Origin of the sequence: Embleya sp. NPDC005971, from assembly GCF_040629175.1 — a bacterium.
GTDB lineage: Bacteria > Actinomycetota > Actinomycetes > Streptomycetales > Streptomycetaceae > Embleya.
Map to the genome: position 1 here is coordinate 120,578 of NZ_JBEXUX010000012.1, position 13,105 is coordinate 133,682.

The following is a 13,105-nucleotide window of genomic DNA, read 5'->3' on the forward strand; positions in this document are numbered from 1 at the left end:
GGCCCCGCGAGCACGGATCCGTCGACAAACCACTCGACCGGCCCCGCGAGCACCGATGCGCGCCGGCACCACCGGGCCGGCCCCGCGAGCACGCCCTCGCCCACGACCGAGGTGCCCGGGCCGGCGCCCGCACGCGCGGCCGACCTCGCCGCTGCCCCCGCCCGCGTCCCCGCACCCGCCCCGGCGCCGTCCGGGGCGATGGTCCGGCTCGATCTCGGCTCGCCGGTGGTCGCGTTGGGCTCGGCCGCCGGGCCGCTGCGGCTGACCGATTCGGTGCGGTCGACCTCCTCGGCCGTCGCGCCCGCCTCCGGGCATCCGGTGCTCGCGGCCTTCCGCGCCGTGCTCACCGAGGCCGACCGCGCGGTCACCGACGTCGTCGGCCCGGGCCTCGCGGGAAACGAGGTCGCCGACCGCCTGCACCTGCCGCCGACACCGGCACCCGCATTCGCCGACGCCGAACAGGGCCGCGCGTACCGCAGCCCGGGCCTCGCAAGGGCCGAGGCCTCCGGCCTCCCCCACCCGCCGCCGGCACCCGCACCCGCCGACGCCCGACAGCACCGCCCCTACCGCTTCTCCCTGGCCGAGTTCCCCTACGTCCGCGACCACTGCGTCTACGAGCAGCCCGACTGGTGGCCGGAACCGGCGGACCGGTTCCCGGTGTTGCCGATGACCACGCTGATCCTGCTGGCCGGCGAGGCGGCGGTCGCGGCGGACGGGCCGGGTCGGGTGGTCGCGGGGTACCGGGACGTGCGCTCGTTGCGCTGGTTGCCGGTGGCGCCGCCGACCGACACCGAGTTGGTCCGTACGCCGCTGACCGCCGAGCGGGTCCGGATCGAGTTCGGCCACCACATGTCCGCCGAGGTACTGCTCGCGGACCACCGGGCCGCCCGCCCCGCGCCGCCCGCCGACCGTACGCCGCTGGCCGGCGAGGGCCCCGCACCGGTGTGCGCCCGGGATCTGTACCGCGATCGCTGGATGTTCCACGGCCCCGGCTTCGCCGGGATCGACCAGGTGCTGACCGTCGCCGACGACGGCATCCGCGGCCTCGTCCGAGCCCTGCCCGCACCGGGCGCACTGCTCGATGCGGCCGGGCAACTCCTGGGCCACTGGATGCAGTTGCGCCTGGACACCGATCGCCTCGTCTTCCCGATGTCGGTCGCGGCGATCGACGAGTACGGGCTGCCACCCGCGCCGGGCGCGCAACTGCTGGCCACCGCGCGGATCCGGGAGGTTCGGCCGACCACCGTGCGCGGTGACGTCGAACTGGTGGACCCGGCCACCGGCGCGGTGCGGATCGTGGTGCGCGACTGGGTCTACCGCCGGTTCGCCGCCGACGAGCGGGTGTGGCCGATGAAGTTCACCCCGCACACCACCGGCATCGCCGAGCCGCAGCCCGAGGGTTGGTGTCTGCTGCGTACCCGCTGGCCCGACCCGGCGGCGCAGGACCTGGTGACCCGCCGTTACCTGGACACCACCGAGCAGGCCGAGTTCGCCGCCGCGGCGCCTCGGGAACGGCGGGGTCGGCTGCTCCGGCGGGTCGTGGTCAAGGACGCCGTGCGGCAGTACCTGTGGGCACGCGGACACGGCCCGCTGTATCCCGTGCAGGTCCGGATCGACTCCGACGACACGGACCGCCCGCTCGCGCACGTGATCGTCGAGCCCGGCACCCAGGCACCGGCCCCGCCGCACGTGTCCGTCACGCACAGTCATCGATTGGCCGTCGCCGCCGCGAGCGCGGCACCGATCGGCATCGACATCGCCCTGCTCGACCCCGCCGCCGACGTCGCGGCCCTCGAACACGACTCACTGACCGCCGACGAACGCCGGCTGCTGGCCCGGCTCGTGGACCGCGAGCCGCAGGCGCGGCACGTGTGGCTGCTGCGTTTCCGGTGCGCCAAGGAGGCGGCCGGCCGGGCACACGGCACCGACCCGACCGGCCGACCGGCGCACCGGGTCGTGACCTCGGCCCACCCGACCGGCCCGCACGACGCCGAGGTGTCGGTGCGCACCGGCCCGCCCGACGGCGCCGAACACCCGGTCCACACCCGGGTCGTGGCGGATCCCGCCGGCGACCGGATCGACCGCTACGTGGTCGCGTGGACGAACGCCCGGCCCGACGAGCACCGCAACGGTTTCCCCACCACCTCACATGGGAGCACCCGATGAGCGCGGACCCGCATGCCGACCGGATCCTGGCCGAGGTCGCCGGGATGCTCGCCGAGATCGTCGGCGAGGAACTGCTGATCGCCGCCGAGATCACCCCGGACAGCGGCTTCGACGACGATCTGGCGCTGGAGAGCATCGAGTTCGTCGCCCTGGCCGGACGGCTCCAGGAGCACTACGGCGACCGGGTCGACTTCATCGCCTTCCTCGCCGACCTGGAGATCGAGGAGATCATGGCGATGACCGTCGGCCGACTCGTGGACCACATCGCGGCCCGCACCCGCACCGAGGCGCTGGACGGTGCCCGATGAGCGAGGTGCACGCGAACGGTTTGCGCTTTCACGTCCAGCGGCTGGGCCCGCCCGCCGACCGGCCCACGCTGCGCACGCCGGTGGTCTTCCTGCACGGGCTGGTCCTGGACAACCTCTCCAGCTTCTATTACACGCTGGCCGCGCCGATCGCCCGGGCGGGCTCCGAGGTGGTGCTGTACGACCAGCGCGGACACGGGCGCACCGAGCGGCCCCGGACCGGCTACGACCCGGACACCGCGGTCGCCGACCTGGCCGCGCTGCTGAAGGCGTGCGACGTGCCGACCCCGGTACACCTGGTCGGCAACAGCTTCGGCGGCCTGATCGCGCTGCACGCCGCCCGGACCCGGCCCGACCTGGTGGCGAGCCTGGTGCTGATCGAGGGACAGTGCCTGGACCTCCGCACCGACGCCGAACCCACCGGCACCGAGCCCACCGAAGCCGAGCCCTACGCAGGCGGCTGGGTCGAGGAAATGGCCAACACGCTCAACCTGGCCGCGCTCGGCCTGGAAGCGCATCCCGGCCCCGAACGCCTGCCCACCGGCCCCGCGCGCAAGGCGGCCCGGCTCCGGGCCGGCGCCGACGCGCTCCTGAACGGCACCACCCTGATCGAGGACGTCACCCTGCTGCGCGCCCCGACCGAGCCCGAACTGGTCGACCTGGCCTGCCCGGTCCTGGCCATCTACGGCGAACTGTCCGAACTGGCGCCACCCGCCGGCCGGTTGTCCGAGTTGTTGGCGAACTGCACGCTCACCGTCCTGCCCGGCGTCGCGCACACCGTGCTGCGCGAGGCCACCGCGCCCGTGCTGGGCGCACTGCTCGACTGGCTGGTGCGGCACGAGCCGGCCGGGACGCGGTCCGGGGTCGGCCGATGAGATTCATGTTCGTGGTCCCGCCGTTCGCCGGACACGTCAACCCGACCGTCGCGGTCGCCGCGGCGCTCGTCGAGCGCGGGCACGAGGCGGTGTGGTGCGGGCCGCCCGAGGTCCTGGAGCTGCTCCCGCTGGGCGCCCGGTTGTTCGCCACCGGCGACGCCCCGGATCCCGCCGGCGGCTACTCCGCACTGCACGCGAACTGGCAACGACTGCGCGGGGTGGCCGCGTTGCGTTTCCTGGTCGAGGAGACCCTGGTGCCGCTCGCGCACGCGATGTTGCCCGGGGTCCGGGCGGCCGTGGCCGGCTACCGGCCGGACGTGATCGTGGCCGATCAGCAGACCTTCGCCGGCGCGTTCGCCGCGGTCCGAGCCGGCGTGCCGTGGGCCACCTCGGCGACCACCTCGGCCGAGTTCACCCGGCCACTGGTGGGCTTCCCGAAGGTGGCCGACTGGGTGCGGGCCCGGATCGCCGAGGCGGCGATCGCGGCCGGCGTACCCGCCGACTGTGATCCGCGTTTCTCCGCGCGGCTCGTGTTGATCTTCTCCACTCCGGAACTGGTCGGGCTGACCGAGCCGGTCCCGGCGCACCACTGCTACGTCGGACCCGCGTTCGGTGCCAGGCCGGTGGCGGTGGACTTCCCGTGGGATCGGCTCGACCCGAACCGACGTCGGGTCCTGGTCTCGCTCGGCACCCTCAACCGCGAGGCGGGCGACCGGTTCTATCCCGCCGTGGTGGCCGCCACCCGACCGCTCGCCGACCGACTCCAACTCATCCTGGCCGCCCCCGAGCGGCTGGCCGGCGAGCCCGCCGAGCACGTCCTGGTCCGCGAGTTCGTGCCCCAACTCGCGCTGCTCCCGCACCTGGACGCGGTGGTCACGCACGGCGGCCACAACACCGTGTGCGAGGCGCTCGCGTTCGGCCTGCCGCTGGTGCTCGCGCCGATCCGCGACGACCAGCCGATCGTGGCGCGCCAGGTGGTGGCCGCAGGGGCCGGGGTCCGGGTGCGCTTCGGCCGCGCGCACGTGCCCGAACTGCGCGCGGCCGTGACCGACGCGCTGGATCGTCCGGAGCTGCGCGCGGGTGCCCGCCGGGTGCGCGCCTCGTTCGCCGCGGCCGGCGGCGCCGGCGCCGCCGCCGACCGTCTGGAGAAGTTGTGCTGAACCCCGTCGCCGGGCCGTTCCCGTGGCTTGCCCTGCTGATCGGCCTCGGCCTGCTGGGCGGCACTCGCACGCTGCGCCGCCGACTGCGCGCACTGCCCTCCCTGCCCACCGCGCCCACCGACAACCGCGCGCCGGACGCCTGGACCTGCGTGGCCGCGACCGGGGTCCGCCCGGACGAGTCCACCATCCGCGACGCCGTCGCCCACGCCGAACTGCATCGACTGCTGCTGCTCGACCTGGTCCCCGGCGACCTGCCCGCCGACGAACTGCTGACCCTGCTCGGCCGGTTGGACCCGGAGCGCAACCGTCGCGACCCGCTCGCCCGGGCCCGAGGCGCGGGCCACGCGCTGCTCGTACACACGGACGTGCTGCGCCGCGCCGACGTCCCGGCCGCCGACCTGGTCGACCTCGACGCCGCCGAGTTGATCGAACTCGGCGCCCGCCTCAAACCGTTCGCCGCCCTGAGCACCGGCCACGCGGTCGCGCCCGGCCTGGTCGCGGCACCTACCGATCCCGCGCTGCGCAAGCGCCGGCTGCGGGCGCTGGGCGTGCCGGTGTGGCCGACCATGATCGGCAACCTGGGCGAGGCCGCCGCCTACATCGGGGCGTGTACGGCCACCCCGTTCTGGGGCGCCTGGGCCCTGCTGGCCATGTGGGTCCAGCCGTACGCGGTGGTGGCCGGCCGCTCGCCGGTGCGTCCGCGCGACCTGGGCCGGGCCACCGCACTGCGGCCGATCCTGGCGGGATGGCGCTGGGTGCGCGCGGTGTCCGGGCCCCGCCCGGCCCGGGCCGCCACCCCGGCGCTGGACCCGGCGAAGCTGCGCCCCGCGTACGCGCGCAGCGTCGCGAACGGCCTGGACGCCTTCTTCGAGGACCGCCGGGACACCTGCCCGTGGTGCGGCTCCACCCGGCTCGCGGTGCGCAGTCGGGTCGGCGACCACCTCCAGGGCAAACCGGGCCGGTTCACCCTGGAGCGCTGCCGGGACTGCGCTCACGTGTTCCAGAATCCCCGCCTGTCCCCGGCCGGACTGGACTACTACTACCGGGACTTCTACGACGGCCTCGGCGGCCCGGGCGCCGAGGCGCTGTTCGGCACCATGTCGCGCACCTACCGGGCCCGCGCCGACCTGGTGCGCCGGCACCTGCCGGCGGACCGGCCCCCGTGCGCCTGGTTGGACGTGGGCACCGGGCACGCGCACATGTGCGTGGTCGGCAAGACCGTGCTGCCGGACACCGTCTTCGACGGCCTCGACCTCGGCGACGGGGTCGGGCAGGCCGAGCGGCGCGGCTGGATCCGGACCGCGTATCGCGGCCAATTCCCGGAGCTGGCGGACAAGTTGGCCGGCGGTTACGACGTGGTCGGCATGCACCACTACCTGGAGCACACTCGCGATCCCTTCGCCGAGCTGGATGCCGCCGCCAAGGTCCTGGTACCGGGCGGCCGGCTGCTGATCGAACTGCCCGACCCAAACTGCACGTACGGCCGACTGCTGCGCGGCCTGTGGTTGCCGCAGTTCCAGCCCCAGCACCAGCACCTGATGCCCTGGCGCAACCTCGAAGTCGCGCTCAACGCAAGCGGGTTCACCGTGCTCGCGCGTGAGCACGGCCGGGCCCACCAGGGCAACGACTTCATCGGCGCGGTGTCCCAGGCCCTCACCGCGCTCGCGCCGAACCCGGCCATGCCGTGGATCGCCGGCGGGCCGACCCCGCTGCGCCGGATCCGCCGCGCCGTGCTGGTCGCCCTGTCCGTCCCGTGCTTCGTGGTGGCCGTACTGCTCGACGCGGTCGCCCTGCTGTTCGCGCACGTCGCCGGCGAGCACGGCGGCAGCAACGCCTACCGTCTCCTCGCCCGAAAGGACCCGGGATGACCCGCCCGTCGACCACGCCGACCACGGCGGCGGCACTGCCCACCACACGCGGTGCGGCGCCGGTGCTGCGCCTGGTGCCGTTCGCGTTCGCGCAGGCTTTCGGCCGACCGCCGGCCGGGGTCTGGTCCGCACCGTACGTGCTGCGCCTGTCGGGTTCGCGAGCCAGGTCGGGCACCGCGGTGGCACTGTCCTGGCGGGTGGTGGTGGCCGCCGCGCCGCGCACGGACGGTGTGCTGCGGGTGGGCTCGATCGACCGCCCGAACGAGGGGGTGGAGTTGGACCCGGCGGGCGAGGTCGGCCCGGTCCCGGACTGGGTCCGGCCGGTGCTTGCCGGCACCACCGGGGCGGGTGGGCTGGATCTGCTGGTGCACACCGACCTGCCGGACAGCACCGGTCTGTCCGCGTCGATCCCGCTGACCTGCACGGCCGCACTGATCGAGGCGGCCTTCCACGACCCGGTGAAGAGCGCCGGCCGGCGGGCCCGGATCCGGCTCGCCGATCCGCCGTTGGGCGCGGTCGCGCTGTTCGGCCGGCCCGGCCACGTCGCCCTGATCGAGGAACGCGCGGGCGAGCCGACCCACGTGCCGTTCGATCCGGATCGGCTGGGCCTGCGGATCGTGCTGGCGGTGCCTCGCCGGCCCGCCGGCGACGCGGACCCGGCCGGCGGCCCGGCCGTCGACCGACCCGCCCACCCGTCCCCGCCGGCGCGCAACGCACTGGCCGCGGGCGCGATCGAGGCCCGGCCGCTGGGTGCGGGCGGGTCCACGATCGCGGTGGTGCCGGGCGCGGCGCTGGCCGCTGTACGCCGGGCGTTGGTGGACACCTACACCCGGGCCGGCGAACCGGCGCCGCGGGTACTCAGCGCCTGGGTCGGGTCCCCCTGCACCCGGGTGGCGTAGGGCGGGCCCGGCCGATCCTCAGCCGCGGTCGAACGCGTTGACCCTCACACGTACTCCATCTCCTGAACGCCCTGGCGTCGGGTGTAGTCGAGCAGCGCCCGCACCTCCCGACTGATCGGCCCGCGCCCGCGCACCAGGCCGACCGTCCGGATCAGCCGAGGACTCATCGACCGCACGGCGACACTCGACGCGAACGGCTGGGCCAGGTCGGCGTACCACAACACCGAGCCGTGCCCGGCCACCACACAGGGGATCCAGGCGCCACGATCGTCGGTCTCCATCGCGACCGTCGGCCGCGCCCCGGCCGTGGCGAACAACATCTCGAAGTCGGCCCGCCGCGCGCTGCGCCGGGGCGGCAGGATCATCGGCAGCCCGTCCAGGTCCGTCCAGGAGACCGGATCCGGCAGTCGGGTGTGCTTCGGCGAGACCAACACCACCTCGTACGAGCGCAGCGGCAATACCTCGAAACCGCCGGGCGCGGGCAGATCCACCAGCGCGATGTCCGTCTCGCCGGAGCGCAGCGACGCGAACAGCGCTTCGCGGCTGTCCTGTCGGTCCACCACGATGTGCAACTCCGGGTGCAGCTTGGCCAGACCGGGGAGCAGGCCACTGGTGCACTCGATCGCCAGCGTGGCGGTCGCGGCGAGGTGCACGGTGTCGCGGCAGGTCGGTTCCTCCGCCTGCACGATGTCCTTGATCGCCTGCACTCCGCGCAGCACCTTGCGGGCGAGATTGACCACCTGCGCGCCGGCCGCCGTCGGCACCAGGCCGCGGCCGACCCGGGTGAACAGGACCACGTTCAGCTCGCGTTCCAGGCTCTGTAACGATCGGGACAGGGCCGGCTGGACCACGAAGAGTTCCTGGGCGGCACCGGTCATGCTGCCGTGTTCGGCCACGGCGATGAGGTAGCGCAACTGTTGGAGGGTCACGGGGTATCGCCGCCTTGGCCCGGGACCCGGGCCGCGAAGGTTCGATCATGCGCTCGGATCCGGCTTGGCTCTCGGTGTGCCGCACGGTGGCTGTCGACCATGGTGTTCCTCCAAGGTGTGCCGTGGTGCCGGGGGGCGAATGAAGAGGTGACGCGGTGCGGCCGGGCGGGCCGCGCAGCGCCCGAGGCACATGCCCCGAGCGCCGAGCCGACCGGCCCGGCGGAAGTGGTGCGCTTCGACTGTGGGTCAGAACCAGCTAACGGTCCAGGGGAACGACGCGGTGGTTTTGGCCCCGGTGGAGTCGGTGGCGGTGACCTCGACGGCGAACGTGCCCACTCCCCACGCCCGACCCGAGACCACACACGAGAGCGGATTCAGGAACAACCCCGCCGGGAGACTGCGCCCCGCACACGAATACGGTCCGCTCCCACCGGAGACCCGAAGCGTCAGGGTCCACCTGCTGGGTGAACTTCGACCGGGTGGGCCGATCGGGGGACGAATCCTCGGCCGGTTTTCGGAATGTGATCTGTTCATGTTTCCAGGAGATGAGGCCGATCTCACCCACGTCCAATACCGGTCCGGCATGCATTCATGACGGACGGACATGTGTGCGCCGGCAGCGCACCGCTTGGGCATCGGTGCATGAGCGCTGGTTCTGAGTGCGACCGGGCGCACCCGGGCCGGCCGGCTCGGCCGGCGCCGTTCCCGGCCAGTTCAGGCCCGGCAGCGTCCCGGTGGCGGGCCCGGCGGACCGCGGTGCCGGCGGTTCCGTTACCCGCGACGGACGTTGATTCCGCAGGTCACCGCATCCACGCTGCGGTTCCGCTTCGTCCACGCCCAAGGAGGCGCCAGGTCATGTCCGACTCCGGATCCAGGTCCCGGTCGACGGCCCGGGGCAAGCCCCGATCGGCCAAACTCGTCGCGTTGTCCGTCGGGTTCGCGCTCGGCGCGATCGCCGGCGTCACCGCTCCCGCCTCGGCCGGTCCACCCGACCGGGCACCGGCGGCGGTCGCCGCCGCGATCCCGCGCTACGACCACGTGGTGGTCGTCGTGCACGAGAACAGCAACTACGAGGAGATCATCGGAAGTTCGCAGGCGCCCTACCTCAACCAGTTGGCCGCCGGCGGAGCTTCCCTGACCGACTTCCACGGCGAGACCCACCCCAGTCAGCCCAACTACCTGGCGATGTTCTCCGGTTCCACGCAGGGCGTCACCGGTGACGAGTGTCCGCCGCCCGGCGCGCCGTACACCGCGGACAACCTCGGTCGGCAGCTCATCGACGCGGGTGTCACGTGGGGCAGTTACAACGAGGACTGGTCGGCGGCGAACCCGGGGGTGTGCACGAGTGGTTCGTACGCACGCAAGCACAACCCGTGGTTGTCCTTCTCGAACGTGCCCGCCGCCACCACCTATCCGGTCACCGCGTTCCCGACCGACTACAACACCCTGCCCACGGTCTCGTACGTGGTGCCCAACCTGTGCAACGACATGCACGACCGCCTGTTCAACTCGGCCTGTGGCATCTCCACCGGGGACACCTGGACCCGGAACAAGCTGAGCGGCTACGCGGAGTGGGCCAAGACGCACAACAGCCTGCTCGTGGTCACCTGGGACGAGGACAACTTCCGCAGCGAGAACCGGATCGCGACCATCCTGTACGGCGCGCACGTCAAGCCCGGCCAATACCCGGGTCGCAAGGACCACTACAGCCTGCTGCGCACCTTCGAGGACATGTACGGCACCCGGCGCTCCGGCCAGGCCGCGACCGCGACCCCGATCACCGAGATCTGGCAGGACGGCAATCCGTCGTCGGTGTCGGTGGTGAGTCCGGGTGCGCAGGCGGGGTCGGTGGGTGTGCCGGTGTCGTTGGCGGTGCAGGTGTCGGGTGGTACGGGTCCGTACACGTGTGTATTCCAGGGGTTGCCGGCGGGGTTGGCGGCTTCGGGTGGCGGGTGTGTGGTGTCGGGTTCGCCGACCGCGGCCGGGAGTTCGCAGGTGTCGGTGACGGCGACGGACAGTGCCGGGGCGGTGTCGGCTCCGGTGTCGTTCGGGTGGACGATCTCGTCGACGCCCTCGGGTGGGGTGGTGATCGCGAGTCCGGGGCCACAGGTGTCGAAGTTCAACCAGCAGGTGAATCTGACGCTTCGGGTCTCCGGTGAGAGCGGACCGTATTCGTGTGCGGGGCGCAGTCTCCCGGCGGGGTTGTTCCTGAATCCGCTCTCGTGTGTGGTCTCGGGTCGGGCGTGGGGAGTCGGCACGTTCGCCGTCGAGGTCACCGCCACCGACTCCACCGGCGCCAAGGGCACGGTCGCGTTCCCCTGGACCGTGAGCTGGTTCTGATCGTTCGACGCGTCGTCGAATAGGCCCGCCGTCGTGGGTGTCGAAGGCCCGAACCCGCCCTCGACACCCACGACTTCCGCCCTTCCCCGTGCCGAACCGCAGCCGGAGGCCCACGATGTATCTGTCGTCCAGCCGTTCCGCCGACCTCGCGTCCGGTGCGCGCGGCGGCCCGGGTGCGCAGGCACCGCCGCCGCCGACCGGGCGCGGCGCCCGGCGGGTCGCGCCCGTCGTACTCACCCTCGGCGTGGTCTCGCTGGTCACCGACGTGTCGGCGGAGATGGTCACCGCGGTGCTCCCGGTCTACCTCGTGCTCGGACTCGGGCTCTCGCCCATGGCGTTCGGCATGCTGGACGGCCTGTACAACGGCGCCACCGCGCTGTCCCGGTTGCTCGGTGGGCTGGTCGCGGACCGCTTCCGCCGGCACCGCACGGTCGCCGCGATCGGCTATGGGATCTCCGCCGGGTGCAAACTGCTGTTGCCCGCGGCCGGCGGGGTCTCGGCGATCGGCGGGGTGCTCGCGGCCGATCGGGCGGGCAAGGGGCTGCGTACCGCGCCGCGCGACGCGTTGATCTCGATGGCCGCGACGCCGGCGGAGCAGGGTCGGGCGTTCGGCGTGCATCGGGCGATGGACACGGCGGGCGCGTTGTTCGGACCGCCGGTCGCGCTCGCGGTGTTGTGGGTTACGGCCGACGCGTACGACGCGGTGTTCGTGCTGAGCTTCTGCTTCGCCACGTTCGGGCTGTTGGTACTGCTGCTGTTCGTCCGCGACCCGACGCCCGGAGGCGTCACGACCGGCGTGAAGAGGGGCGTGGACGCAGCCGCCGGCGCGGGCCCTCGCGCGGGGCGGACGGCGGACCGCGCGCCGGTGCGACTGCGGGACGCGGCGGCGGTGTTGCGGGTGCCGGGCTTCGCCCGGGTGTGTCTGGCCGCGCTGGTGCTGGGCGCGACGACCGTCGGTGACGCGATGCTCTACCTGCTGCTGCAGCGGCACACCGACCTGTCACCGCACCTGTTCCCGCTGTTGCCGCTGGGCACCGCGCTGGTCTTCCTGCTGCTCGCGGTCCCGGCCGGCGGTGCCGGGGATCGGTACGGACGCGCCCGGGTGTTCCTGGCCGGCCATGTCGCGCTGCTCTGCGGCTACCTGGTGTTGCTCGCGCCGCTGCCCGACGGCGCGCTGATCGTGGCGATCCCGGGTCTGCTCGGGCTGTTCTACGCGGGCACCGACGGCGTGCTGATGGCGCTCGCGGCCCCGGCCGCACCGGCCGCGCTGCGTGGTGGAGCGCTCGCGCTGGTGCAGACCGGGCAGGCCGGCGGGCGGGCGCTGGGGGCGGCCGGGTTCGGCACGGCGTGGACGCTGTACGGCCCGCACACCGCCGGCATCCTGGCCGCCGCCGCGTTGGCCCTCGCGCTGCTCGCCGCCGCCGTGCTGTTGGCCGGCGGCACGCTGACTCCGGGCGGCACCCGCCCGACCGGCCCGAAAGGGGCATCCCGATGACCCGAACCACGCGCCTGATCGTGCTGACCGTGGTCACCACGCTGCTCGTCGGCCTCGCGGTGGTGTACACGCTGCGCGCGGCCGGCGACGCGGAGGCGGGCCGGAACGGCGACTACACGACGCTGAGCCTGGATCGCCCGGGGCGGATCCTGTTCCGCAGCACCGCCGCCGACGCCGGCCGGGACCACCTCGCGGCGGTCGACGCGGCGCGTCCGGGCGAGCGGGAGGTCGCCGCGCGCAGTTGCCTGGTCTTCCACGCCGCGCACGGCACGGGGGTGTGCCTGCAACCGGCCCGACTCGCGCTCGGCACGTACGACGCGGTGCTCCTGGATGCGAACCTGCGCGAGAAGGGTCGGCATGCGCTGGCCGGGACGCCCTCACGCGCCCGGGTCTCACCGAGCGGACGGCTGGTCGCGTGGACGTCGTTCGTGAACGGCGAGTCGTACGCGGGCCTGAACTTCGCCACCCGGACCGCGATCCTGGACACCCGGACCGGCCGACTCGACGACAATCTGGAGTCGTACGCCCTGCACCGGGGCGACGAGTCGATCCATTCCCCCGACGTCAACGTCTGGGGCGTGACCTTCGCCGCCGACGACAACACCTTCTACGCGACGGTGGCCACGGGCGGACACACCTGGCTGGCCCGCGGCGACGTGGCCGCCCGCACGCTGCGCACGGTGCGCGAGAACGCCGAGTGCCCGTCGTTGTCCCCCGACGGCACACGCGTCGTGTACAAGAAACGTGTCCCCGGCGCGGACCCCGACCGCCCCTGGCACCTCTTCGCCCTCACCCTGGCCACCAACACGGAAAGCCCCCTCGCCGAAACCCGAACCCTCGACGACCAGGCCGAATGGCTGGACAACGACCGCGTCGTCTACAGCCTCCCCGGCGACCTCCGCGCCGACATCTGGACCACCGACGCCGACGGCTCGGGCCACCCCACCCTGCTGATCCCGCATGCCCTGTCCCCGGCGATGCTGCGCGGTTGAGCCGACTCGGAGTGCGCGCGGCGCCGAAGGCCATCGACCCCACGCGGCGCGATGAGTTCGGGCGGCGGATCGGGTC

General features: G+C 73.6%; 10 protein-coding genes and 1 pseudogene. 9 read left to right on the top strand and 2 right to left on the bottom strand.

The features are described from left to right. The 6 genes and pseudogenes from ABZ374_RS13670 to ABZ374_RS13695 all read left to right on the top strand — a co-directional run. Window positions 1–2,166 (top strand): annotated as a pseudogene (locus tag ABZ374_RS13670) (hypothetical protein); the annotation flags it as partial. Further along, window positions 2,163–2,474, top strand: a complete 312-nt coding sequence (locus ABZ374_RS13675) for a phosphopantetheine-binding protein (protein WP_360310364.1) — start codon at window positions 2,163–2,165, stop codon at window positions 2,472–2,474. The pseudogene ABZ374_RS13670 and the gene ABZ374_RS13675, both read left to right, overlap by 4 nt. Further along, on the top strand, window positions 2,471–3,346 hold the full coding sequence (locus ABZ374_RS13680) for an alpha/beta hydrolase (protein ID WP_360310366.1): 876 nt from the start codon (window positions 2,471–2,473) through the stop codon (window positions 3,344–3,346). The genes ABZ374_RS13675 and ABZ374_RS13680 overlap by 4 nt, the downstream gene beginning before the upstream one ends. After that, window positions 3,343–4,506, top strand: a complete 1,164-nt coding sequence (locus ABZ374_RS13685) for a nucleotide disphospho-sugar-binding domain-containing protein (protein WP_360310368.1) — start codon at window positions 3,343–3,345, stop codon at window positions 4,504–4,506. The genes ABZ374_RS13680 and ABZ374_RS13685 overlap by 4 nt, the downstream gene beginning before the upstream one ends. Then, the gene (locus ABZ374_RS13690; protein ID WP_360310370.1) at window positions 4,500–6,374 is read left to right on the top strand and encodes a class I SAM-dependent methyltransferase; all 1,875 of its coding nucleotides are present in this window, start codon (window positions 4,500–4,502) and stop codon (window positions 6,372–6,374) included. Before ABZ374_RS13685 ends, ABZ374_RS13690 begins: the two co-directional genes overlap by 7 nt. Beyond that, entirely contained in the window at window positions 6,371–7,273 is a 903-nt protein-coding gene (locus ABZ374_RS13695; protein ID WP_360310372.1) for a hypothetical protein, read from the top strand. Before ABZ374_RS13690 ends, ABZ374_RS13695 begins: the two co-directional genes overlap by 4 nt. Before the next feature lie 44 nt (window positions 7,274–7,317). Here ABZ374_RS13695 and ABZ374_RS13700 read toward each other — a convergent pair whose 3' ends face one another. Beyond that, on the bottom strand, window positions 7,318–8,202 hold the full coding sequence (locus ABZ374_RS13700) for a LysR family transcriptional regulator (RefSeq protein WP_360310374.1): 885 nt from the start codon (window positions 8,200–8,202) through the stop codon (window positions 7,318–7,320). A gap of 246 nt (window positions 8,203–8,448) precedes the next feature. After that, window positions 8,449–8,838, bottom strand: a complete 390-nt coding sequence (locus ABZ374_RS13705) for an Ig domain-containing protein (protein ID WP_360310376.1) — start codon at window positions 8,836–8,838, stop codon at window positions 8,449–8,451. A gap of 219 nt (window positions 8,839–9,057) precedes the next feature. Here ABZ374_RS13705 and ABZ374_RS13710 point away from each other — a divergent pair, with 219 nt between their 5' ends. The 3 genes from ABZ374_RS13710 (at window position 9,058) to ABZ374_RS13720 (ending at window position 13,029) form a co-directional block, all read left to right on the top strand. Next, entirely contained in the window at window positions 9,058–10,542 is a 1,485-nt protein-coding gene (locus tag ABZ374_RS13710; protein ID WP_360310378.1) for an alkaline phosphatase family protein, read from the top strand. A 115-nt stretch (window positions 10,543–10,657) separates the two neighbouring features. Next, window positions 10,658–12,037, top strand: a complete 1,380-nt coding sequence (locus ABZ374_RS13715) for an MFS transporter (protein ID WP_360310380.1) — start codon at window positions 10,658–10,660, stop codon at window positions 12,035–12,037. Next, window positions 12,034–13,029 (top strand): TolB-like translocation protein, encoded by a 996-nt coding sequence (locus ABZ374_RS13720; RefSeq protein ID WP_360310382.1) that lies wholly within the window; start codon window positions 12,034–12,036, stop codon window positions 13,027–13,029. The genes ABZ374_RS13715 and ABZ374_RS13720 overlap by 4 nt, the downstream gene beginning before the upstream one ends. Window positions 13,030–13,105: the final 76 nt, after the last annotated feature.